23 protein-coding genes are annotated in these 23230 nt (G+C 42.6%); 10 read left to right on the top strand and 13 right to left on the bottom strand.

Annotation, left to right across the window (positions count from 1 at the left end; all coding sequences use genetic code 11):
- Positions 1 to 58 precede the first annotated feature (58 nt).
- Entirely contained in the window at positions 59 to 2245 is a 2187-nt protein-coding gene (locus tag N475_RS23360) for a DUF6359 domain-containing protein (protein WP_063356761.1), read from the bottom strand.
- A gap of 119 nt (positions 2246 to 2364) precedes the next feature.
- Positions 2365 to 4470, bottom strand: coding sequence for a bifunctional 2',3'-cyclic-nucleotide 2'-phosphodiesterase/3'-nucleotidase (locus N475_RS23355; protein WP_063356760.1), 2106 nt, complete (start codon positions 4468 to 4470; stop codon positions 2365 to 2367).
- Between the two features lie 326 nt (positions 4471 to 4796).
- Between N475_RS23355 and N475_RS23345 the strand changes: the two genes are divergently transcribed.
- Positions 4797 to 5879 (top strand): hypothetical protein, encoded by a 1083-nt coding sequence (locus N475_RS23345; protein WP_063356758.1) that lies wholly within the window; start codon positions 4797 to 4799, stop codon positions 5877 to 5879.
- Positions 5880 to 5904: 25 nt separating this feature from the next.
- Here N475_RS23345 and N475_RS23340 read toward each other — a convergent pair whose 3' ends face one another.
- Positions 5905 to 6984, bottom strand: coding sequence for a helix-turn-helix domain-containing protein (locus N475_RS23340; protein WP_063366045.1), 1080 nt, complete (start codon positions 6982 to 6984; stop codon positions 5905 to 5907).
- A gap of 178 nt (positions 6985 to 7162) precedes the next feature.
- On the opposite strand from N475_RS23340, the gene N475_RS23335 reads away from it, so the two are divergent.
- The gene (locus N475_RS23335) at positions 7163 to 8011 is read left to right on the top strand and encodes a DUF2306 domain-containing protein (RefSeq protein WP_063356757.1); all 849 of its coding nucleotides are present in this window, start codon (positions 7163 to 7165) and stop codon (positions 8009 to 8011) included.
- Between the two features lie 46 nt (positions 8012 to 8057).
- Here the strand turns inward: N475_RS23335 and N475_RS23330 are convergent, their stop codons facing one another.
- Positions 8058 to 8753 carry a LipL32 family surface lipoprotein gene (locus tag N475_RS23330; protein WP_063356756.1) on the bottom strand — a complete coding sequence of 232 codons (696 nt, stop codon included), beginning with the start codon at positions 8751 to 8753 and terminating at the stop codon, positions 8058 to 8060.
- Positions 8754 to 8886: 133 nt separating this feature from the next.
- Positions 8887 to 9228 (bottom strand): winged helix-turn-helix transcriptional regulator, encoded by a 342-nt coding sequence (locus N475_RS23325; protein ID WP_063356755.1) that lies wholly within the window; start codon positions 9226 to 9228, stop codon positions 8887 to 8889.
- Between the two features lie 105 nt (positions 9229 to 9333).
- Between N475_RS23325 and N475_RS23320 the strand changes: the two genes are divergently transcribed.
- The 5 genes from N475_RS23320 (at position 9334) to N475_RS23300 (ending at position 13354) form a co-directional block, all read left to right on the top strand.
- The gene (locus N475_RS23320) at positions 9334 to 10104 is read left to right on the top strand and encodes an SDR family NAD(P)-dependent oxidoreductase (protein WP_063356754.1); all 771 of its coding nucleotides are present in this window, start codon (positions 9334 to 9336) and stop codon (positions 10102 to 10104) included.
- 150 nt (positions 10105 to 10254) lie between these two features.
- On the top strand, positions 10255 to 11379 hold the full coding sequence (locus N475_RS23315; protein ID WP_063356815.1) for a saccharopine dehydrogenase family protein: 1125 nt from the start codon (positions 10255 to 10257) through the stop codon (positions 11377 to 11379).
- Complete coding sequence (locus N475_RS23310; protein WP_063366044.1) at positions 11373 to 11849, top strand: DUF2269 family protein; 477 nt, start codon at positions 11373 to 11375, stop codon at positions 11847 to 11849. The genes N475_RS23315 and N475_RS23310 overlap by 7 nt, the downstream gene beginning before the upstream one ends.
- 15 nt (positions 11850 to 11864) lie before the next feature.
- Positions 11865 to 12233 carry a DoxX-like family protein gene (locus N475_RS23305; RefSeq protein ID WP_063356752.1) on the top strand — a complete coding sequence of 123 codons (369 nt, stop codon included), beginning with the start codon at positions 11865 to 11867 and terminating at the stop codon, positions 12231 to 12233.
- Positions 12234 to 12328: 95 nt separating this feature from the next.
- Complete coding sequence (locus tag N475_RS23300; protein WP_081215898.1) at positions 12329 to 13354, top strand: tetratricopeptide repeat protein; 1026 nt, start codon at positions 12329 to 12331, stop codon at positions 13352 to 13354.
- A gap of 125 nt (positions 13355 to 13479) precedes the next feature.
- Here N475_RS23300 and N475_RS23295 read toward each other — a convergent pair whose 3' ends face one another.
- Positions 13480 to 13683 carry a hypothetical protein gene (locus N475_RS23295; protein WP_063356751.1) on the bottom strand — a complete coding sequence of 68 codons (204 nt, stop codon included), beginning with the start codon at positions 13681 to 13683 and terminating at the stop codon, positions 13480 to 13482.
- 338 nt (positions 13684 to 14021) lie between these two features.
- Here N475_RS23295 and N475_RS23290 point away from each other — a divergent pair, with 338 nt between their 5' ends.
- Positions 14022 to 16085 (top strand): S9 family peptidase, encoded by a 2064-nt coding sequence (locus N475_RS23290; protein ID WP_063366059.1) that lies wholly within the window; start codon positions 14022 to 14024, stop codon positions 16083 to 16085.
- A gap of 40 nt (positions 16086 to 16125) precedes the next feature.
- Here the strand turns inward: N475_RS23290 and N475_RS23285 are convergent, their stop codons facing one another.
- The 6 genes from N475_RS23285 to N475_RS23265 form a co-directional block, all read right to left on the bottom strand.
- Positions 16126 to 16911 carry an ABC transporter permease gene (locus N475_RS23285; protein WP_063356750.1) on the bottom strand — a complete coding sequence of 262 codons (786 nt, stop codon included), beginning with the start codon at positions 16909 to 16911 and terminating at the stop codon, positions 16126 to 16128.
- A 162-nt stretch (positions 16912 to 17073) separates the two neighbouring features.
- Positions 17074 to 17763, bottom strand: coding sequence for a hypothetical protein (locus N475_RS23280; protein ID WP_063356749.1), 690 nt, complete (start codon positions 17761 to 17763; stop codon positions 17074 to 17076).
- 110 nt (positions 17764 to 17873) lie between these two features.
- The gene (locus N475_RS25605) at positions 17874 to 18029 is read right to left on the bottom strand and encodes a hypothetical protein (protein WP_155730876.1); all 156 of its coding nucleotides are present in this window, start codon (positions 18027 to 18029) and stop codon (positions 17874 to 17876) included.
- 148 nt (positions 18030 to 18177) lie between these two features.
- Positions 18178 to 18942 (bottom strand): lipoate--protein ligase family protein, encoded by a 765-nt coding sequence (locus tag N475_RS23275; RefSeq protein WP_081232490.1) that lies wholly within the window; start codon positions 18940 to 18942, stop codon positions 18178 to 18180.
- Between the two features lie 79 nt (positions 18943 to 19021).
- Positions 19022 to 19939, bottom strand: coding sequence for a LysR family transcriptional regulator (locus tag N475_RS23270; protein WP_063356748.1), 918 nt, complete (start codon positions 19937 to 19939; stop codon positions 19022 to 19024).
- Positions 19940 to 20250: 311 nt separating this feature from the next.
- Positions 20251 to 21210 (bottom strand): alpha/beta fold hydrolase, encoded by a 960-nt coding sequence (locus N475_RS23265; protein ID WP_063356747.1) that lies wholly within the window; start codon positions 21208 to 21210, stop codon positions 20251 to 20253.
- A gap of 220 nt (positions 21211 to 21430) precedes the next feature.
- On the opposite strand from N475_RS23265, the gene N475_RS25255 reads away from it, so the two are divergent.
- Together N475_RS25255 and N475_RS23260 are read left to right on the top strand one after the other, a co-directional pair.
- Positions 21431 to 21607 (top strand): alternative ribosome-rescue factor A, encoded by a 177-nt coding sequence (locus N475_RS25255; RefSeq protein WP_081215896.1) that lies wholly within the window; start codon positions 21431 to 21433, stop codon positions 21605 to 21607.
- A gap of 82 nt (positions 21608 to 21689) precedes the next feature.
- A complete protein-coding gene (locus N475_RS23260) occupies positions 21690 to 22124 on the top strand; it encodes a hypothetical protein (protein WP_063356746.1) in 435 nt (144 codons plus the stop codon).
- An 8-nt stretch (positions 22125 to 22132) separates the two neighbouring features.
- Here the strand turns inward: N475_RS23260 and N475_RS23255 are convergent, their stop codons facing one another.
- Positions 22133 to 23092 carry a bile acid:sodium symporter family protein gene (locus N475_RS23255; RefSeq protein ID WP_063366043.1) on the bottom strand — a complete coding sequence of 320 codons (960 nt, stop codon included), beginning with the start codon at positions 23090 to 23092 and terminating at the stop codon, positions 22133 to 22135.
- Between the last annotated feature and the right edge of the window lie 138 nt (positions 23093 to 23230).

Below are 23230 nucleotides of genomic sequence, written 5' to 3'. Positions count from 1 at the left end.
GCTTAGCAAGATAAAAGTCAAAAGCACTGGGTCTTTTGACTTTTAACAGTGTGGTAGATTAATTTAGCAGCGTTAAATTACTTACACTACGTACACCTGGGTGGCTCATGTAGTCGTTTTTAATACCTTCTACACGAAGACGTTTACCGATAAGTTCAGGGTTGAGCAGTGGGCTAAAAGCATCTCGTTGCGATGACTCAAGCTTAATATACAATTTGTTACCTGAATTATTTGGATCGGTCAGCTCTAGTGCATACTTGTTGTTTATCGCAGCTGTGATGGTGCCAGATACGACGACAGGCTGGCCGTTGTTCATCGCCAATACGTCAGAGACAGATAAATCACTCCCTTGATCAGGATCGTTACTGCCATTGTCAGATGCAATGGTAATGCTGGATACTTGGCGAACGCCAGGCTGACTCATGTAGCTATCACGTACACCTTTAATAACCAATGTGGCATTTAAAATATCAGGGTTTAGCTCTGGGCTGAATTGTGCGCGTTGACTGCTTTCAAGTTTGATATTGATTGTGAAGCTAGCGTTGTTCAAATCTTCTAATATCAATGCATAGATGCTGTTTAAGCCAGACTTTACTCGACCAGTTAGCTCGATTGACTCACCTTGAGCTGTCGCAAGTGCTTGTTCAACAGACATATACGATGGTGCTATTTGTAGCTCTGTGACATAGCGGATCCCAGGCTCGCCCATATAGCTATTACGTTTACCCGTAACAATAATATTTTGGTTTAGAATTGCAGGGTTTAATTGAGGGTTGAAGTCAGCTCTTTGATTGCTTTCAAGCTTCACGTATATGTGAGTAGCAGGGTTGTTGAGATCGCTAAGTTCCAGACCATATATACCATTGATGGCAGCCGTAACTTTACCAACAACCACAACCGGCGTGTTTTGTGCTGCTGCTAGTGCATCTGCTACCGATATTGCATTGCCAGGCGTAGGTGTTGGATCTGGATCCGGATCTGGGTTTGTTTGGCCATCGCCGTAAGGTGCATTAAAAGAATTGTTTTTATAAGTGTCAGTATCCCAAGGGTTAAAGCCAGAAGCTGGGGTTCCCCAAGGTTGGCCATTATTTGGATCCGACATCTCCTGAGTCGCCATTGGTGTTGGCGTTACAAAGCCACTGTGGTGGCCATTTTGACCATCAAAATATTGATAGCTTTCTGGGGTCGCTAACCAGTTAATAATATTTACAGCTAGGACTGACGCGTGGCCCGGATCTGTCCAACCTGGATACGTTTTTTTGGTGTTGCCATTGTCTTGACGGCGATACTTAGGCGTTGCATCCTCAATGGGTGAAGAGTCACCAATAAATGCGGCCTTGCCTGCGCCTGACTTTGCTATTGCTGCGTATGGCCCTTCGGCTTTCCCACCAAAGTACAGCCCTTGGTCTTTGGCATGGCGCCATTTTACTGGTGTATCTGTCTCTGAGAAATAAACTAGGCCTTTGGCCTTCTGTGGATCAACAATTGCGAGTGTCGCACCAGCTGCCATCAGAATTGGGTCTACACCTTGGGTGATGCCTTCTGTTTTTGAACTTGGCTCAACACCACTTACACCTTGTTTGTAATCAACACCGTTAAAACGAAAGCGAATACCGAAGTTTTCAACTAACCAGCCAGCGTTGGCCGATTTTGGGTTACGCCAATCACCATAGGCGCCACCCATGTTGTACTTACTCAGATCAGAGCGGTTGTAGCCATTAAAAACTTCAGTGGCATCCCATGTGTTTAGATTACGGTCGGCATCATAGTGGTCAGCTATGAAGAAAATCCCTTTTCCACTAGCGATATATTGCTCAAGAGCTGCTTGCTCTGCCGTTGTAAAAGGACGGTTAGTTTCAGCCAGAACAAATACATCTGAATCTTTTATCGCATCATAGGTGATGATGGCTTCGTTGGTATTGCTGCCATTTGTGCGATCATCATAAAAACGAATGCGACCATCATTATCTAAATCCACACCGCGATATTCTTTTACGGTATAGCCTTCTTGAACTAGCGCATCTGCAAAATCAGAAAATGCGCCGTCGATTACCCAGTCAGCATTTCCTTCAACACCGCCATGTGAGACATCAAAGTAAACTGTCTTGCCATTATTGTTTGCTGCGGTTGGCACCTTTACAGGCGCGGTATTATTCCAATCATATGCTGCGGCAAGAGCAAAGCTACTTTGGGCAAGTAGGCCTGCGCCGAGCAATACTGATAAGGTCAGTTTGTTCACAGTCATTTTTTCAATTCCCGTTGTAATGGTTTATTTTGACAGCCAAATTCCTAAATAGCTGCCATTGGGTGGACATGGTGTGCAAATGGGTTTGCACACCAAAATTGGGTAGAGAATATGTATTATTAGTTTTGTGGCTGCGTTAGCTTGAGCTTGTAAAGCGCAAACCCTGCATCGTTTGTTTCGTTTAGAGGCTCAATATGTTCAAATTGCTCACTGTACGCTTTTGCTTCATCACTGTTAGAGCTTGTGAATTGGATTTGTGCATTATTGATAGGCGCAAACGTCCAGTTCATATCTGCTGATGGATCCAGTCCATTACCATCATTTTGCTCGCTCTGGTAAGTGATGTAGTTGGCAACAACTTGGCGGTTTTCATCAGGCGAATCGACAACGATTTTATCTGCGCCAATGTTAGGGAAGTTACCTCCACCAGATGCTCGGTAGTTATTTGTCACCACTAAAAACTGCTGCTCATCGGTGACAGGTTTACCTTGGTATTGAAGTGCCAATATACGTTGTCCATCAGATGCTTTTTCACCTTTGCTGGTATAGCGAGCAGGCTGAGTAACATCGATTTGATAAGTCACACCATCAATAACATCAAAGTTATAGGAAGGAAAATCGGGGTTTATCAAAGATTGCATATCATCACTTTGTGGGTCAATTTGATTAAATTGCCCAGCAGACATCTCTAACCACTCTTTAACTTGCGCGCCGTTTAGCTTCAATACTTTTAAGACATTAGGGTAGATATATAGGTCCGCAACATTGCGATAGGCGATGTCACCTTTGGCAATATAGGTGTAGTCATCAGCTCCGCCTCGACCAGCTCTAAATGGTGCACCAGCAGACAATACCGGTAAGTCCGACAGCTCAGTACCTTGGACGATTTTTTGTGTATACCAAGTTTGTGCATCGGTAACAATTTGAATAGATGGGTCGTCATTGACCAGTGCAAAGAAGCTATTTACTTGGCTAGTTACTTTAGCGAAAGGTTTATTAACCCAAGTGCGTGTTTCTTCATGGTCATGGTGGGTTGCGGCTTCAATTTCAGCATCATTGGCAACCAATGAAATGACGTTTCTGTTTTCATCTTGCTCGAAAATTGGCTTTAAGGTTGATTGTGAGTCTGTCACTTGCCAGCCATTTTTTTGGTATGTGAGTGTTAGGTCAATGACGCCTAAGTGGTTACCCCAAAACCCTGGCATCACCGCGGCTACGCCATTGATGGTACCTTTTTCTAGATCGATCCCCTTGTCCTCTAACCCCGCATAGCGCGCGCTTGGAAAATTGGCATGGGCGTGACCGAACATGATGGCATCAATACCTTCGACTTTTGAAAGGTGATAGCTGGCGTTTTCTTTTTTGTCTGTGTGCTCTGCAGTATCTAAGCCCGAATGTGGAATTGCGACAATGATATCTGCACCTTCTTCTTTCATTTTTGGCACATATTTATTTGCCATTGCAATGATGTCTTTGGCAATGACTTTATTTTCGAGGTTGGCTTTATCCCATTGCATGATTTGAGGCGGGACAAACCCTATGTAACCAACCTTAACGGTGTGTTCTTCACCATCAATATCTTTAAATGATTTTTCTTGTATCAAGTAAGGTGCAAACAATGGCACATCGTTACTGTCGTCGTCGTCACCGTCATATTTGAAGACATTAGCTGAAATATAAGGGAAATTTGCATCATCAATGGCTTCTTGCAAAAACTCTAGGCCAAAATTAAATTCATGATTACCTATGTTTGCAACATCATAATCAAGTGTATTCATTGCTTTATACACAGGGTGGACTTCACCGTCGGCAAGGTTTTTGATTTTTGCGATGTAATCACCTAGAGGGCTACCTTGAATGAGGTCTCCATTATCAACCAGTACTGAGTTTGTTGCTTCTTCACGGGCTTTGTGGATCAGCGCTGCGGTTTTAACAAGGCCGACTTTGTCATCTTGTTTGTCAGAAAAGTAGTTAAAGTTTAGTACGTTAGCATGTAAGTCGGTTGTTTCTAATAAGCGTAGTTCTAATTTAGTGCCTAAAGCCGGGGCTGGGTCAGGATCCGGTTCTGGTGTGGGCTCTGGTGTCGGCGTTGGATCCGGTTTATCAGTCCCTTGAGTTGGCGCTGGTGGATCTATTTCTATTTTATTGTCGTCTGAATCAAAACATCCAGAAAGTAATGCTGAGGTGCCGCATAAAATGGCCAGCGGAAGTAATTTAGTTTTCATAGTCCCTTCACTTTTATTGATTTTAGAGCGGCCACTATAGAAGGGAAAAAAGACAAATAAGCTAAGGAAAAATGGCAAGTTGGTTCCAAAAATATGACATCTTTTGGAATGCTTATTCACACTGGGGTGATAAGCGCTAAGGCTACTATTTTATTTTTCTTCAGTTGTACATATATGAATTTATTAATTTTTTATATAAGGCTCGTGGTTATGAATTTTTTTATCATTTGGAGCGGATACTGCGCATATACAGCTAAAGCAATTGCATTTGATCAAAACTTACGTACATTTAATGCGTTTTAATATTGAGATATGCGAGTTGAGTTATGTCTTCGTTTGAAGAGCAATTAACACAGGTGGAAGAAAGGCTAAATAAGCAAGAGTGGCTAGGGGCAACCTTTGGCAGCGTACTTGGAGCGGTTATTTCCATTCTTTTATGGCTACAGGTATACATAGTCAACCCAAAACTAGGAGCATTGATGATACCGGTGAGCGGTGTATTGGTGGGCCTTTTTGTCCGACTTTTTGGGCGTGGCTATTATGAATGGTTCTCGACAATAGCCTGTATGGTATACGCTAGTACGGTTCTGGTAGCTTGGCTTATGGACATTATTATAGGCGGTCACGTAACGCTTTTAATCTTGGCGGGTTTATTTTTTGCGGGCGGTTGGAGCGCAAATTATGTTGCCAAGCTAAAAATGCCTATTGTTTTGGAAGCAGCTTTTGAACATCTGCAATCGGAAGGTGAGTATCCTAAAAAGGGGACTTCGGTCAAAGGTGTGACTACGGTTATCTGTGCGACCACCCTAGGATTTGCACTCTCTTATGGTGCCGCTTTTATGATGGCTGCTGTATATCATCAGTTACAAACAGAGCAGCAAGCACCTACGGCGCAATCCGAAAGATTAGCAGCACAAAGCAAAGAGATTGAAGTGACGGCAGAAGCGTTGTCTCAGTACACGACCACACAGGCCTTATTGTATGCCCATGCCTATTTTAGTGGATATAAATTCAATACGTTAGGAAGTTATACGCGTGGATTTCCTCGTTCAATACATAAATCTCAGATGATATTAGAGTACCTAATGAAAGAGCGTGGAGACATCCGTGCTCAGTTTATTTTGGGGGTTCTACTTCAAGGCAGTCGCGGAGAACGTTTAGTCAACACGGCTGCTGAGCAAGGAGATCATTACGCTGCACTATATCAAGCGCTTTATGCTGGCTGTCAGCAGGATTCTGAGACGGGGGATCGCATTCTAAATGCTATTTATCCTTTAGTAGAAGAGTCTGCGATTAAGTCCGAAATAGAAAGCGTCCGCTCATATGGTTATGAGCCTGTGTGTAATGAAATATCAGAAGCACATTTCCCACATAGCTTTGTGCGCGGTTATATTGAGCTTTTGAGGTAGTAAAGGAGTGCAACGTCACCTCTACTTACGCACAGTGCTGAGCGGGTAAAGAGCGTTGTCTATATTGGTTTGGCGTTGTACCTGTATATGTTTTAAAGGCACGTGTGAATGGGCCTACAGAAGCAAATCCACACTCCAGGCCAATAACAAGCACAGACCAATGTTGCTTATCAGGGTCAGCGAGCATGCCTTTGGCGTGCTCGACCCGTAAAGTATTGATAAATTGGTTGAAGTTTTTTGCCTGTAGTTGATTACGCAACACTTTACTGATCTTGTATTCTGGCACCTCAAGTTCACGAGCGATGTCAGCTACCTTGAGATTTGCTTGTAAGAAGTAAGTTTGATCAACCAATAATGATTGTATTTGCCCCGCAAGGCGCATTTCGTCATCACGTATTGTTGGCTCACTTGGCTTACTGTTTTGAGCTTGATGCAAAAGCACTGTGTCTGCATTTACAGCGCGGTGAAAGCGCCAGTAAAGTAAGTATTGCAAGCTTGCCAAAACACATAAAGTAATAATAGAAATAGTGACTGCCAGCATTTCGGGATTATCTGCAAAAACTCCCTTCGCACTTTTACTTGCTAACACAGCACTGCCAAAGGTGATCATAAATAAAATACGTTGTTGCTTATCTTGCCTTTTTGCTTGCTCAAAGCCACGTATAGCTTCCCAAAACGACAGCACCAAGATGCAGGAAGAAAGCAATATAGTTGCCTCACGCATCATATGACTAAAAATGGACATCCAAGGGGCATCTAATGCCCATTGATGAGTGGCGAATAGGTAGCCTTGTTGAATCATAATGAGCGCGGCAATAGTGAATGCCACAGCAAAATGGATTAGGCCGATGGGATTTTTTTTGCGAAATAGGGTGCGTGACAATAGCCAAATACAATTACATGTGGCACAAGCTCCCATACCAATCAGGTATTGGTAAGGACCTAAACTATTGCTAGATAGTTTTTGTAGGGCAACCATGGAGACTGAGGCGCAAAAAATTGCAAATAAAATATGTGCGTTGTGTTTGTTTCGCACAGTTAATTGCGCCATCAAAATGGTGATACTAACAGCCAGTAATGTGAAATGAATATATGCCGGTTGCATAAAAAAATCCGCCCCAATTAATTCCACTTTATAGTAGTGAAAACCCCGCAATGACTCAATTTTGCTTTGTAAGAAATCTTTACTAAAAAGCGTGTGCCGAATTTCAAATTCGGTGCGACGAATTGAATTTTTAGTGGCACCTTAGCAATTAAATCAATAGATTACGAAAGGGGCTAGAATGATTTCTTTAACTGTAAATAAACTTAGGGGATTGTCGTTTACTGCTGATAGTACCCTCAGTGGCGCAATTAAAACCTGGGTGATTGTGGCATTAGCTGGGCAATGGGCTTTTGCGATGTATATTTTGAGTTTATATGCTTTGCCACTGATCTTAGGTGCTGTAGATAAAGCCGAGAAGGTGTCGCCCACGCAAGGACTTAATAGTAACATCGATTTGAACTCGGCGATGTTTTTCGCTCATGTATTACCCGCTATTTTGATGGCGATGAGTGGGTTGTTTCAGTTGATCCCAAATGTGAGAACGCGATATCCGAAATTTCATCGTTACAACGGACGTATGTTTTTTTCTCTGGGCTTAGCTGGGGCATTTACAGGGTTGTATTTAACTTGGATAACAGGACACCGACTTAGTGACATAGGGTCTTTGGGTGTGACGGTAAACGGTATTTTGATCCCTATTGCGATTTACTTTGCTTGGCAAGCCGCGGTGAAAAAGCGTTTTGCGCAGCATCAGCGTTTTGCCGTACATAGCTTCTTGCTGGTCAATGGAGTATGGACTTTCAGGTTGTATCTAATGGGTTGGTACATAGTGAATCAAGGGATGAATGGTAACACCCGCACCTTAGATGGCCCGGCAGATATTGCACTTTCGTTCGCATCCTTTTTATTGCCGATGGCAATCTATGAGGTCATCTTATGGGGTAAAAAGCAGCGTAAAGATAGTATTAAGTGGGTAATTTCTGCAGTTGCTTGCTTTGGGGTTCTCATTACCATAGTTGGCGTACTTGCCGCTGGCATGATGATGTGGCTACCGAGAATAAGCGACATTCTCAGTGTGCTGTTTTAGGTTATAGTCTAGAAGGGTGGCAATGTTCGATTGCCACCACACTGTTTTAGAGGTTACCCGTATTTACGAGTTTGTGTAATTCCTCTAATGAAGCCGCGATTTTCACACCTGGAATATTGGTGCCAATTGTTGCCTCGAAAGATCCTTCAACTTGTGAGCGGAAAGACGTAAAGGAAATACGGTATACGCCTCTGACCAATGACTCAGTTGGGTTGCTGAGGTTAGTGGTTTGTCTCAACAATGAGTTGTAGTAAGAACCACTGGGGTTGGCTGGTAATTCACGCGTATCATCATTGTAGCCAAGTGGCTGTAGTACTTTACCACCTTGCGCGATTTTACTGCTATCAATGATATTCATACGATCAAATACAATGTAGGTATCGAAAAATTTGGCTTTGTCTTTTTCCATACCAGGTGCAAAATTGTTGTGTACAAAGTCTTTTTCTGTTGGTTTAGACTCCACTGGAGATTGCATCGAAATGCCAATTTCATCAACCGCTGCAGGTACCCATGCATAAAGGTAGTAAGTGTCTTTACCTTTGTATTTACCTTCAGGTTTAACACTTGCATCGACATAGCCATAGTAATTGACGTAATTAGCATAAGGTGCGCGTACTTCGAGCGGGCCTACGCCTTCAGACATTGAGCTTTTTAAATATGGGCCTGAAGAAGTGCTCATGCACGCAGTTAGAGTTGAGAGAGAAAGAACAGCTAAAACCTTTCCCGTAGTTTTAAGCGTCATAAAATGACTCCTTGTCCTGATTAAAATCAAGGCAAGTCTAGTCGTTAAATAAGCGATTGCAATGTGAAAAGGTATGATTTTTTCTAATTTATAAACACACTATGATATGACAACAGAGTTATCTATTGGGCGATTAATTTTGGCTGTCTATGTGTTTTTGCAATGAATCGAGCTGATCTAAAATAGCCAGAAACTGTTCGCCAAGTTCGGTTACTCGATACTCAACTCGTGGTGGTAGCTCATTAAAGACTTCCTTTTCTAAAATGCCAAATTCAACGTTGCGCTTGAGACATTGATTGAGTACTTTGGTGGTTAGCCCGTCCACACATCGCACCATTTCTCCGGGTCGATTTATTCCCTCTTTGAGCAGTTGATAAAGTGTGAGTGACCATTTGCACCCATAAATGGTTTCGACCATATTTGCACTTTTACTAGGGGCTATTTTTCGTGAAATTTTTTTTTCGTTTGTATTCATAAATATGTACCAAAAAGTACCTAGCTAACCAAATTGTACTTACTATTCAGTAAGTTTGCTTAGTTCTAATATTATCACGAAACAGCAAACACTCTAGGTGAACAAATGAAATTTACAAAATCAGGTCGGGCTTTGATAGTGGGTGGCTCAAGTGGAATGGGCTTTGAAACAGCGAAAATTTTGCTTGGCCATAATGTGCCAGTTACCTTACTCGCAAACAATCTAGACAAGTTAAAAAGTGCTGAGCAATCTTTGGCATCGCTTGGCGATGTAGCCAGTGTGCAGTTGGATTTATATAGCCGAGAAGCCGTTCTGGATTACATTGAGTTACTCGCGCAATCAGATGAAAAGATCAGCTATTTGGTTAACGCTGCTGGTTATTTTTCACCACTACCGTTTTTAGAGCATGGTGGAGAGGATTTTGACCGGTATCATGAATTGAATCGAGCATTGTTCTTGGTCACGCAAGCTGTGGTAAGCAAGATGGTCACACATGGTGGTGGCAATATTGTAAACATTGGTTCGATGTGGGCAAAGCAGGCCATTGGAGCAACCCCTTCCTCTGCATACTCGATGGCAAAGGCTGGTTTACATGCAATGACTCAACATTTAGCACTGGAATTGGCCACTCATAATATACGTGTCAATGCCGTCTCTCCTGCGGTGGTGAAAACGCCAATTTACGGGGCATTTATCGAACCTCAAGAGATTGATGAGACATTAAAGAGTTTCGATAATTTTCACCCAATCGGTCGCATTGGTGAGGCAATGGAAGTGGCTCAAACAATTGCCTACTTATTAAGTGACAATACCCAATGGGTCACAGGGGCAAACTGGGATATTGATGGTGGTGTGATGGCTGGGCGCAACGTATAAGTAATCGGCTGAAAAATATCATCGAAGCTGCGCTTAGCGCTTAGGCGTGGCTGCGTTTACTCAATTCGTTAAAAAACACTGGAAATCCCTTTGTATTTGAAGGATATTTACCTCCAAGCAAAGCCTTTTAAAGGTCAGGGAGTTAAGGCGATGAAAACAGTGATAGTGCTTGGGGGATATGGCAATTTTGGGAAAAGGGTGGTCACAGCTTTGGTCGAAGATGCTGACGTTCACCTGATTATTGCAGGAAGAAGTTTGTCAAAAGCCCAAGCCCTCGTAGATAATTTAAGGGAGAGTGCAAAAGCCACTTTGACAGCGTGGCAGGTGGATATATTCTCATCCGATTTCGAAGTGCAGCTACAGCAGCAAGCGCCGTTTTTAGTTATTCATACCGGTGGACCATTTCAAGGGCAAGGCCACCGTGTTCCTCAAGCGTGTATTGATGCTCATGCTCACTACATCGACCTCGCAGACGATAGACAATTTGTATGTGATATCAGTGAGCTAAACACACGCGCAAAAGCGAATGATGTGTTAGTGGTCAGTGGCGCAAGTTCAGTGCCTGGGCTTTCTTCTGCGGTGATTGAGCATTTTCAAACGATGTTTAAGAGTATTAGCACGATTGACATCGCTATTGCTCCGGGTAATAAAGCGGAGCGAGGGCTTGCAACGATAGCGGCCATTTTGTCTTATACCGGGCATCCTTTTCAGGTGTTTAAAGGAGGGCAATGGCAACCAGCATATGGTTGGATGGATGCTAAAGTTAACGACTTTGGTGATATCGCTAAAAAACGTGGTTTGGCAAATGTGGATGTTCCTGATCTGCTGATTTTTCCTGAGCGCTACAAAGTGACCGAGAGAGTGTCGTTTCAAGCAGGCCTTGAGTTACCAATACTTCATTGGGGAATGGTGGCAATGGCCAAGTTGGCGAAACACGGTGTTATAAAAAACTGGGCACCATACGCCAAAACCATCAGTGCTTTAAGTGAGTATTTATTGCCTTTTGGCACAGATATAGGTGCAATGGAGGTGCGTATTTGTGGTATTGGCCACGATAAGTCAGGTAAAAATGCGGTATGGCGTTTATATGCACCTGATGGACAAGGTCCTTATATACCAACCCTTTCCGCTATTATCATCGCTAAAAAGTTACTCACAGACAAGGCCTATGAGCGCGGTGCAATGCCGTGTGTCGGACTGTTCACATTGAGCGACTTTGATACCTATTTTAACGCGTTTGGCATTTATGCTAGTGAGGAGGTGATGCCATGTTAGAACCGTATTTTGTTGCAAAGCTCATTCATATTTTAGCGGCCGTTGTTGTTACTGGCACGGGCGCTGGCATCGCCTTTTTTATGTTTATGGCGAACCGCTCAAATAACCCGCAAGCAATATATATAACGACTAAGCTCGTTGTTTTAGGGGATTGGCTTTTTACAACACCTGCAGTTATTACTCAGATTATCAGTGGCCTGTATTTGATGTATTTGCTTGGTTATTCATTTAGCTCTGAGTGGTTTTATGCTGTTGCTGGATTATTTGTGCTGATTGGTTTGTGCTGGCTACCGGTACTTAAAATTCAATATCGTTTACGTGCATTAGCGCAAGAGTCTGTGGAAAAAAATCATATATCAGGGGAGTTTAAATCGCTTATGCGAATTTGGACTCTGCTTGGTATTTCTGCATTTGCGGCCATCTTGGTGATTTTTTGGTTGATGGTATTCAAGCCCCTGCCTGTAGTTTAGGTTGTGAGTAATAAAATGAAGCCTATGTATTATTTAGCGTGTTTTTCTTTGGTGTTTGTTTGGCTGTTTACCGGTCTAACGTCGATATTTTTTGCACCTGAGGTTGGCTTCGAAATCTTGGCTAAGGCGCAAATAACGGGAATATATGCAGATATTTCGGTATATGGCGGGGGGCTGCTGGATATTTTTCTCGGTGTTTGGCTTATCACGCAGCGAAAGCTTAAGCTCTGCTGCATAGCACAAATAGCGACTATTTTTATCTATAGTCTGCTACTGACCATTATCGATGCTTCATTCTGGTTACACCCGTTTGGTCCAGTCACGAAAAACTTGCCGATCCTTGTATTAATTGTGTGGCTTTACCAAGCAGAAGGCACATCGTAACTGTGCCAGCTAGAATAAAAGCGCTGTTTGAGAGTTTTGAATAATGTGCATTTGCTATCTATAGTTTAGAAGGAATCATTGGTTGGAGAGGTGGTGTGCGGTTAGCTGAGTTTATTTTGTTACTTGGGCTAATTTGTGACAGTGTATTTGCGGTGACAGTGGATGAAAAAATTAAAGAGGCGGAGGATTATCTACGTATCGACCCATCACGCTCTCTCACTATCTTAAAAACCATCCCCCATATTCAATCTTTAACCGATACTCAACAGGTACGCTGGCATATTGCGGCAATGCGTGCCTCAGTGCCAACTGGTGATATGAAATTACTAATAGACTCACTTGAGGTGGTTTTTCATCATCAATCTCACCCTTATTTCGTGGATAAACTGGTATCCATTGCGAGCGGAACGGGTATTTGGTTGCGAAAACATGACTACTTGTACGATGCGCAACTGAGTTTCGAATGCTCTTATAAATATGCCATTAATGACCGGCAAAGGCTCACCTTAACCAATAGCCTAGCTCTACTCGCTCGACAATTGAATGATCTCGAAAAAGCCAAGGCCCTCTATGTCAAAGCAAAAAAAATGGCACGCCTCGCTGACAGAAAAAACCTATTGGCAATTATAGAAAATAATCAAGGTATGATCGCGCTGGAAGAGGGTAATATCGCATTAGCTGAGCAGCATTTTCGAGGAGCCTTAGCTGGGTATCAAAACATTGATAAACGCTCTGGGCAAATATCTGCGGGAGTTAATTTATTATTTGTTTTTGTTATTCAGCAGCAATGGGTCAATTTTCAGCGATTATACCAACCCACTGAAACGTTAGCGCAAGCGTTTCCAAACGTGGCTAAGCAATCTCTGCTGTTGTGGCTCAATACACGTTTCAAACATATGCAGGGCAACCCACTCAATACAAAGGAAAAAGCACAGCTTCTATTAGCCTATCAGCAGTTAGACGATGACAGAATAAGGGCGTTGGTTTCACTCCACTTAGCTTCCTATATGGACCTAGACTTGCCGCCGGTCTCCTCACCAAAACGAGTCAGGTTTAATCGTCCTTGGTTTGAAAACGTCAAGCGATGCAATTGGGAGAGTGAAGGTTTTAGCAAAGAGTGACAAGGGCCATATATTGCAGATTAAGTAGGCGAATTTGTATGGCGTTACGAACACGATGAAAAGCGCAAATTAGAGTGTAATGCCGTACAACGTATATCGGCATACGCACGGTTATGCGGTGGCGCTTATTGGCACCATCCCTGTCTGCTATTACATCCTTTATAAGGCGTTGTAATACAAGGTCCATTTGTCCAGCAAGGCATTTGACCAGAGTGACACCAGTAGTCTTTTGACTCAATGGCACCACCGCCAACTTGATTGGTTACTTCTTGATTAAGCTGCTTGTTACTCAGTTGTTTAATGTTTTTTTTATTTAGCTTTAGTTTCACAGTTATATCCTTTGTTGGTTGTTTTTTGTCCACGTTCAGGGTTGCAACATATGATAGCGTTGTCAATTGCAAATTTTGTGATTGTACTCATGCCATAGTTATTCTTGTATGGGTGTTACGCGAATAGTCTTGAGCCTCATACAAAATGGCATAAATCATGCTGAGAACTTACGTGTACTAATCATAGATATTACAGGTGGTTGGTCGCAATATGCTTTCAATAGAACAGTACTTTGGGCATCTTTACGTTGTGTATAAAATTGATGCGCTGAAAGCGCTCAACAGGTGATGCGTAGGGTATTTATCTCGCAGTTGATTACAATTCCACGAGTATGGACATGAACAAAAACAGAAATTTTAAAGTGGCGGCTTGTATTGCTCACTTGCTAGCAGCAATGCCATTGATGGCGCAAAGCAGTCAAAATTCGGCTGATAAAGTATGGCAGTACGAAGATGTATTTAATATAGAGTACGCGGCCTCTCCTGAAGTACATCCTGATGGGTATAAGGTGATCTATGAGCGTAGATCGATGGACATTATGTCTGACAGTGTTCGTTCAAACCTTTGGCAACTAGATCTTAAAAATAAAACCCATAGCCCCTTGTTGTCTGATAGTAAACAATATCGCAGTGCGCGTTATTCACCAGATGGACGTCGTGTTGCCTATCTAACTAACGCCGAAGGAGACAACCAGCTATACGTACGTTGGTTGGAAAGTGGTAACACTGCGCGCATAACTAATGTGACACAAGGTGTGAGGAACATTAGCTGGTCACCAGACGGCAAGTGGATTGCATTTACGATGTTTAAGCCTAAAGCCCACAGTGGCATTTTTAAAGAGATGCCAAAAAAGCCAAAAGGTGCCGAATGGGCGGGTGAAGCAACTTACATTGATACGATGCTGTATCGCAGAGATGGTGGTGGCTTCATTAAGCATGGTTACGAACATATATACATCGTTCCGTCAGAAGGTGGTACGCCTCGTCAGCTTACCAGTGGAGACTTTCACCATAGCTCCCATATTGCTTGGAGTGACGACGGAAAGTCGATTTACTTTAGCGCAGATCGCCATCAGGATTGGCAAAACAGACCAAGAGAGTCAGATATTTACCGTCTTGATGTAAAAGCTGGCGATGTTATACAAGTGACCAATGAAGTAGGCCCTGAGTATAGTCCGAAGATAAATCATCAAAGAAGCAAAATTGCATACCTTGGGTTTAAGGATAAAAAGCGTTCAAGCCAGAACTATGATATCTACATGATAGGGTTAGATGGCAAAGATGCGATTAACTTAACTGAATCATTGGACCGCCCCATCAGCGCACATCAATGGGATAAAAAAGGTCGCGGTCTATACTTTAGCTATGATGATCATGGTCAGCAATATGTGGGTCACGTGACTCTTAAAGGAAAAGTCACTGAAAAAATAGCTGCTTTAGGGGGGCAATCCCTCGGTAGACCATACACATCGGGAGATTTCTCAGTAGTTGGCAATGGCCGATTAGTTGTTACGGCTGCAAATTCCGAAAGACCGGCTGATTTAGCCTTGGTGGACAAACGTCGCAGTATCACGCCGTTGACCGAACTTAATGAAGATTTTTTAGGCCACAAAAAGAGCGCGAAAGTACACGCTTTAACTGTAAAGTCGAGTGTCGATGGGCGAGACATTGAGGCTTGGTATGCGTTACCGCCAAATTTTGATGGCAGCAAAAAGTACCCATTGATTTTAGAGATACATGGCGGACCACATACTGCTTATGGCCCGAACTTCAGTACCGAGGTACAACTGATGGCCGCTAAGGGTTATGTGGTTGTGTGGTCAAACCCTCGAGGTAGTACATCCTATGGCGAAGAGTTTGCCAATTTGATCCATCATGATTACCCATCAAAAGACTATAACGATCTTATGGATGTTGTTGATGGCATGGTGGCTAAAAAGTTTATAGATAAGGACAACCTGTTTGTAACCGGAGGCTCCGGTGGTGGCGTCTTGACAGCGTGGATTATAGGGAATACTGACAGGTTTAAAGCAGCGGTAGTAGCGAAACCGGTGATAAACTGGATAAGCTTTGTATTGACGGCCGATGCTTACAACTACTATGCAAAATACTGGATGCCAGGTATGCCTTGGGAAAAAACAGAGCACCTTTGGAAACGCTCTCCATTGTCCCTGGTCGGAAATGTTAAAACGCCAACGATGTTACTAACTGGGGAGCTAGACTATCGTACACCGATGAGTGAAACGGAACAGTATTACCAAGCATTGCAATTGCGAAACATTGACACCGCGATGGTGCGCATTCCAAAAGCGGGTCATGGTATCGCTGCTAAACCAAGTAACTTAGTCCAAAAGGTAGGTAATATTTTGGCTTGGTTTGAAAGGTACAAAGAGCAAAATTAAATGATTGTTAGAGGTGCGCGATCAGCACCTCTACCTCTTCTTAGGCAATCGCAACCTGCGGCTTACCATCATTGCTTAATGTTCGTCTAATCACCAAAAAAAGACACAATGTGCTTGAAATACTCATCATCACAAAAATGGCTATCATGATCATCAACTGATACTTAATTGCAACCATGGGAGAGGCTCCGCCGAGGATTTGACCTGTCATCATGCCTGGAATGGTTACCAAACCCGTTGTGGCCATAGTCGCCAGCATGGGCGTTAAAGCATGTTGCAATGAATGTTGGACGAAAGGGCGAGTTGCGTCGATTGGAGAAGCTCCTAACGACAAAGCAGCTTGATATTCTGGCCAGCGCTCTTTTAAGGATGAGAAAAAGCTCTGCAAGCACACAATATTGCTGGTCAAGCTATTGCCAAGCAGCATACCTGCAAGTGGGATAGTATATTGAGCATGGTAGTACGGTTGGGGTTTAATCACAGCCATAGCGAGTACCACTAGTAGTGGAAACAGCCCAGCTGCGAGACTCATAGCGACAGGAAAGAAGAGGGGTTTCAGAGGCAGTTTTGTCTTGCTGACAATCGCTGAGGTACCCACCCCAACCATGATAATCAACCAGCTGAGATTGACCATAAAATTATTTAATTGGAATAAAAATTCCAGGTACAAACCTATCATAATCAACTGCAAAGTCATGCGACCTAGGCCTACCATGGTTTCTTTGGCAAAGCCGAGCTGATAGTGAAAATTAATATAAAAAGGAATGATCAGTGTGAGGCTAAAAGCGGCCAATTGCCACCATTGAATATCTATGACGCTTTGCATAATTGAAACTATCTTTATCTGTCCAACATATGTCAGTTAATTATTATTGAAGCTACCCATAAGTTAGCACTAGAGCATGACACTTTTATTGATAAAATCAGGATGAGAGTTTGGTGTAGGCGCAGATGAAGGTAACGACTCGGAAGGTTACCTTCTGAGTCGTTACAATTGATTCAGTTCTAAAAATTGGTAGTTGGAAAAGGTTGTTTTTGAGGTTTCTTCAATATCAATAAAGAAAGAGAAAGTGCCATTCATTTCCATGTAAGTACTCTTAGGTAAGACACTATTTTTGATTGTCTGAAATTGCATGTTTAATTTAAAGTGGCGGATATCAGCCAGTGCGACAGGGCTAAACTCGTCCGTATTGATAATATTAACTTCTTCAATGCTGGCTGTGGATTTATTGATTGTCACGGAGCCTGTAAGTTTTCCAATTGCATCTTTACCCAGATCAGCGAGCTGAACGGGATAAGAAAATGTGATGGTTTGGCTTGTTTCTCCCTGTAAAGAAAGCGAATTCGGATTAATTAGCTCTGTGAGCTTTATACTATAACCCTCATTTTCGCGGTTTGACGCAAATTTTTTAGCTTGCTGTTGTGTGGGGGGCACGCCATTAAATTTGAGTAATTGCCACCGCTCTCCACGAGGTTTTTGTGGCAGGTATTGTGCGTAAACTTCAGTTTTCTCGCCTTCTTCTACTTCATTGTTGTGATAAGTGAAGGTCCATTTATGTCGTTCAGTGGCCTGAAATTTTGCGATTGCTTTTTCTACAAACTTTTGATGAGTATCTTCAAAAGCCAATGTAGAGAAAGTGGCAAGTAGGCAGGTATATATTGCGTGTCTAATTGTCATCACCGGGCTCCTTTTTGTTCAAGTATTCGTGCTCAGGTGTGAAATAGACGTGAAACAGCTCTATATTAGTAGCCTGTTAAATGTCATAAAACAGGCCATTTTTTGGAAGACTATATGCAGGTATCATGACCACATATATCACTACCACAGGTTGAGATAGTGACAGGGAACTTACCTGCGCCAACCTGCCTAGTTAGCTGAGTAGGAACTCGCTGTTGGTCAGCGCTTAATGTTTTTAGTGCTTTTGCTTTAAGTTTCAACTTCATAATAATTTCCTTGTTTTATTTTAAATTGTTTATTCACGTTGATATCCGTACAACTTTTCAATCAAACATTAGTTTTATCACCGTGAGTTTAAAAAATTAACGCAATAAATTATTCTTTCCAAGTTGTTTTTTGGTGTTTTTTATTTGGTCAGGAGCAAAAGTTATCGACACTAAGTAATAGCTCTTGCCTCAATACTTCCGTTAATTTGCCCGCAGCGTAGCTGCCAGCTAAGTGTTTGTCGACGCTGGTCGAGGCGGCTGGATCATAAAGGTTATCTGCGCCTGCCAACTTGTAAAACTGATTAACTATGCCTGTAGTGTAGTGTGGATCCGCTTCTACCATGATCATCGCTTGGGCGAGCACGCCCCGATGCAAGCCATGAGGGTTTGAACCAGATAAGGTGATACGTTGAGCTGTACCAGTCACTTTTAATGACTCAATATTAAGGTTAAAACGTCCATCGCAGTATGCGCCGGGGGTCTCTCCGTATTCGCTTTGGATACCTAAACTACTGAGTGCACTTCGTATAGGTTCGCACAAGGCAATATAAATGGCATCTACGTCGAGCGTTTGCTCTTTTGTTTGAGCAAAGATAAGTGAAAAATTCAAAATCCCTGGGCCATGAGGTACAGCGGTGCCGCCACTGTCTCTAACTGCAACAGGCCAGTCAAGTTGAGCTAAGGTATTACACGCGAGTTCGAAATGAGGGAGTTTGGCTTCCTTTCGACTTACAATCAGAGATTGTGGACATTCCCACAACCTCAAAGTTGCCGGTAGCTCGCCTTTGGCAACCTGTTTTAACAACAAGGTATCTTGCTCTAGAGCCTGTTTAGTACTTTGAGCAAGTGGCTCATTCAGTGCACTCCAATGTTGAGTTTGATAAAAGCGCTTTACGAGTTCTTGTTCTGTCATGAGCCCATACTTCCCTTGATGTCACGTTATTATTATGTCGAACACTGATGTAGTGTAGACGGAAAAACTCATTGTGTATTTATGTGATGTTGTCTAATGCAAGTTGAGATGTAGGCAACATCATACTGTGGTATCTAAGCTCGCCTAAAAACGCTCTGGCAGCTGGGCCTAAACTGTCACCATCTACAAAGGTCAAATGTAACTGCGCTTTACGAGTGCGGCCAGTTTGCAAGTTAAGTGGTACTAGTTCGCCAGTTTTTAGTTCTTGCTCAATGAGGGGGACTGGCAGCCACGCAAAACCAAAACCTTTTTTAATCATGTCGATAGAGGTTCGCATATGACTAACAGTCCAGCGCTGTGAAGCTTGCAGCCATCCTGAATCATGGTTTTTTGCAACGGCGGAGTCGCGTACAACAATTTGACGATGTGACTTGAGATCTTCCAGTGTAAGTGGTCTAGTTGTTTGGTGCAAAGCATGTTCAGGGCTGGCAACAGCGATAAAATCAATTTGGCACAACTCTTCGCTAAATAGCCCTTCAAGAGTAAAGGCCGAAACCGCAATATCCACTAAGGCATTTTCAAGTTGCTCATTGGCCCCATTGAGGACAGATTCAACGAGTTCGATACGCAAAAAAGGAAACTCGCGAGAGACTTTGTCTAACACTTGATAGAGCATATGTGAGGGGAAAATCTCATCAATGGCAATTCGTAGCTTAGTTTCAATGCCTTCAGCAAGGTTAGTACCAATGGTTTCCACTTTGTTTGCTTCATCGAGGAGGTATTCAACTCGGCGTAGCATCAACTCACCAGCTTCGGTGAGTACAGTTTTACGACCTTCTATTCGAAAGAGCTTTACGCCGAGGGCGGTTTCGATTTTATTTACTGAATTGTGAATACTAGACTGGCTCTTGTGGATCTGTTGAGAAGCTTGGTTAAAGCCTCCAAAATCGACGACAGCTTTAAACATTCGCCATTGCTCCAAGGTGACTTTAAGCATAAAAACCTCCACTCCTCAATTCATAAAGAAACATCAAAAGGTAACTCTTCTTCGAATGATACCTTAAATATTATGTAGTACTCATTCTGTATAATCGAATTACCAGCGAGAGAGTACAACGTCTGCTGATGTATTGTCGATTTTTATTCTGAGTCTTTCACCCTGATTTAATGACTCAATTTAGTTTCACTCGTTCAGGTCAGGTAAACCCCATTAATATTAGGTTCTTGCCTCCCAAGCCTTGGAGCTCATCTATTAAGGGTGGGCTTTTTTTGCCACTGCTTGAGGGCGCTATATTTTCACTCGCCAATTTAAGTCAACGGCTTTTTTCCCCAATCTGGTTTTTGCGCTTTTTGGGCCAATTTTTTTGCACGTTTGGCTTCGCTTTTACGAACGTGTTTTGCAATCCACTTGATAAGTTTAGGTGTTAGCTCGGGCGGAAAATTATGCCCCATACCAGGCACTATTTTGAGTTTGGATTTACGGATTTGCCGTGCAGTTTTTTCTCCTTCTTGACTGGGTATGATTGGATCAGCAGCACCATGAATGACCAAAGTAGGCGCTTTAACTTTTGACATAAGATTTTGTCTAGAGCCACTGGCCGCCATCGCGGCTAACTGTCTTTGGAATCCATGCGGGTTATAGGCTCGGTCAACTGTTTCAATGGCTTGACGTTTAAGAGTAAGCTCATCTTGTGGATATCCTGGGCTGCCTATCAACTGATTGAGGCGAATATTATAATTAATAGCAGCATCTCGGTTGGCTTTGTCAGGCCGCATGCCGGCAAGTTTAATGAATACTTTAAAATTTGAATGTGTCAGCTTCAATGAGGATGATGAAGACATTATTGAGGTTAAGCTTAATACTTTTTTCTTTTGCTTGGCGGCAATTAGCTGGGCAATCATCCCACCCATAGATGCTCCAACTAAATGCGCGCGTTTGATTTTGAGTGCCTTCATTAATGCAAGTGTATCTAATGCCATTTCTTCTAGTGTATATGGAACACTTGTACGGATTGGGAGGCGTGAGCTCAGCCAGGTTTTGATTAAGCTGGGTTGCCCATGCTGCTCAAGCTGCGTAGACAGCCCTGCATCCCGATTGTCGAATCGGACTACACGAAACCCTGCTTGTACTAAGCCGTAAAACAATTCATCAGGCCACAATGTCATTTGCGCACCGAGCCCCATTATTAAGACGATAGCTGGCGCTTGTTTATCACCCTCATCTTGATAGCTAATTGAAATACCTTCGTGAACAGAAACTGATGCCATAAATATGCTTTAGGTCATTCAACTTACTTTATGCATTTTAGGCATAAAAGTGACTAAATGCCTAGATACTAAGATAAGAGTCCTTGGGACATAATATCTTTCATAATGTACTATTAATACAGGTTGTGAGTGGCACTTTTAAAGTGATAGAGCTTGCGATGAGACGATTGAACATGAATAATAATGCGGCAATTAATCATTCAATAAACATGGAAACACAATGAGTAAAAAAATAAAACACGCCCACCAGCGTGGAGAGATCAAAGATAATGCTTTGAAAGCATTAGTAACTAGCCCACTGTTCAAAAGTAAAGTTGAAAAAGCGAAAAAAGGTAAAGGGAGTTTCCGTAGAAAGGCAAAACATCAAGGCCAAGAGCCTTATTTTATGGCAGCGTAGTGCTTACGGCGAGCCATAAAATAAGACTTTTGAACTATTGAGAACTTTGGAAAGGCAACTGACTAGCAATAAGGAATTGATAATGCGTTTTAAGTATGCACTTACTTTAATTTTTGCGCCTTTAATGCTTTGTGCATGCCAAACAACCTCGTTTACCTACAATCCCGAAAACCGTGAACATAGCCAATTAGCCCTAGTGCATTTGGAGCAGGGGCCACGCAGCTACGCTAACGATTATTTGGCCGAAATAGAATACATTTGGAACGAGCAAGGCAAAGAGTTAAGCGGACGACTACCTTATGTCAGCGCAACGTTTTCGACCATGAAAATGCAACCTGGGGTTTACCGCATTCAAGCTAAATGTGCCAATGCAAAATATTCAGGCAGTGTTGAAGGGATTTTCAATTTTCAATCTGGCGGTCAATATCGTGTTTATTGTGAACTAAAGAAAGACCGCAATACCTTGGGGTTTGAGGTCTCTACTCATGTGTCTTTAAAACTTGAAACGCTTCAGTAAGTTGTTACTTAGTTCTGCAATTGCTCACTCTGTACTTGCGTTTCTGTTGTCTCATCAGAAGTCGGGCGTCTACTCCAATAACTTGCCAAAATAGAGCCACTGATATTATGCCAAATTGAAAATAACGTGCCTGCTAGCGCAGCAGAATATGGCGCAAAAAATTTCATGGCTAATGCGACGGCGAGTCCTGAGTTTTGCATGCCAACTTCAAAAGCAATTGTCCGGCACACTCGCTCATGAAATCCACACCAGCGTGTGACCCAATAGCCAGCCAATAATCCGATACCATTGTGAAGGATTACAGCAACTAAAATGAATGGACCAAGAGCCATAATTTGAGATTTGTTGAGCGCGACAATCACAGCAATGATAAAGATAATGGCCAGCATAGAAATGAGGGGCAGTATAGGCTGTACTGTTTTGATTGTGTTTTTGAAGCGCATATTTAGTACCAACCCAAGCAATACTGGCGCGAGTACAATCTTAATTAGATTTAGCATCATAGCGAGGATTGGAATCTCTACCAATTGCCCAACATAAAATGAAATAAGCAAAGGTGTTAAAATAACCCCAAGTAAAGTACTGATTGCCGTCATAGAAATAGATAAGGCCACATCACCTTTTGCCAAGAAACACATGACATTACTCGCTGTGCCGCCCGCGACGCACCCCACTAAAATCATACCAATACTGAGTGTGGCGCTTAATTGCAATGTATAAATCAGCAACATGGCAACCAGAGGCATCACGATAAATTGCAGTGAAACGCCCAGTAAAACAGCTTTCAATGATTTTCCAACACGGCTAAAGTCAGCCAGAGTTAGGGTTAATCCCATGCTTAACATAATGACGCTAAGTAGTGGGATAATCGCGAATTTAAATTGTGCAAAGATCTCCGGCGATGCAAAAGCTATGGCGCTAAGTAGTAAAGCCCACAAAGGAAAAAACTGAATAATACGATTTAACATGAGATGTCCACTAGGTTGGTTTGAAGCGTTATTAAATACTCACAATGTGTAGTGATTATGGTTGTCTCGGACAATGGGTTAATTTGTACAATGTTTAAACTGTTGTTATGTTAACAATCAGTTACTTTAAGTCAAGAA

Origin of the sequence: Pseudoalteromonas luteoviolacea DSM 6061, assembly GCF_001625655.1 — a bacterium.
Classification (GTDB): Bacteria; Pseudomonadota; Gammaproteobacteria; order Enterobacterales; family Alteromonadaceae; genus Pseudoalteromonas; species Pseudoalteromonas luteoviolacea.
This window is presented reverse-complemented; position numbering and strand designations above follow the sequence as displayed.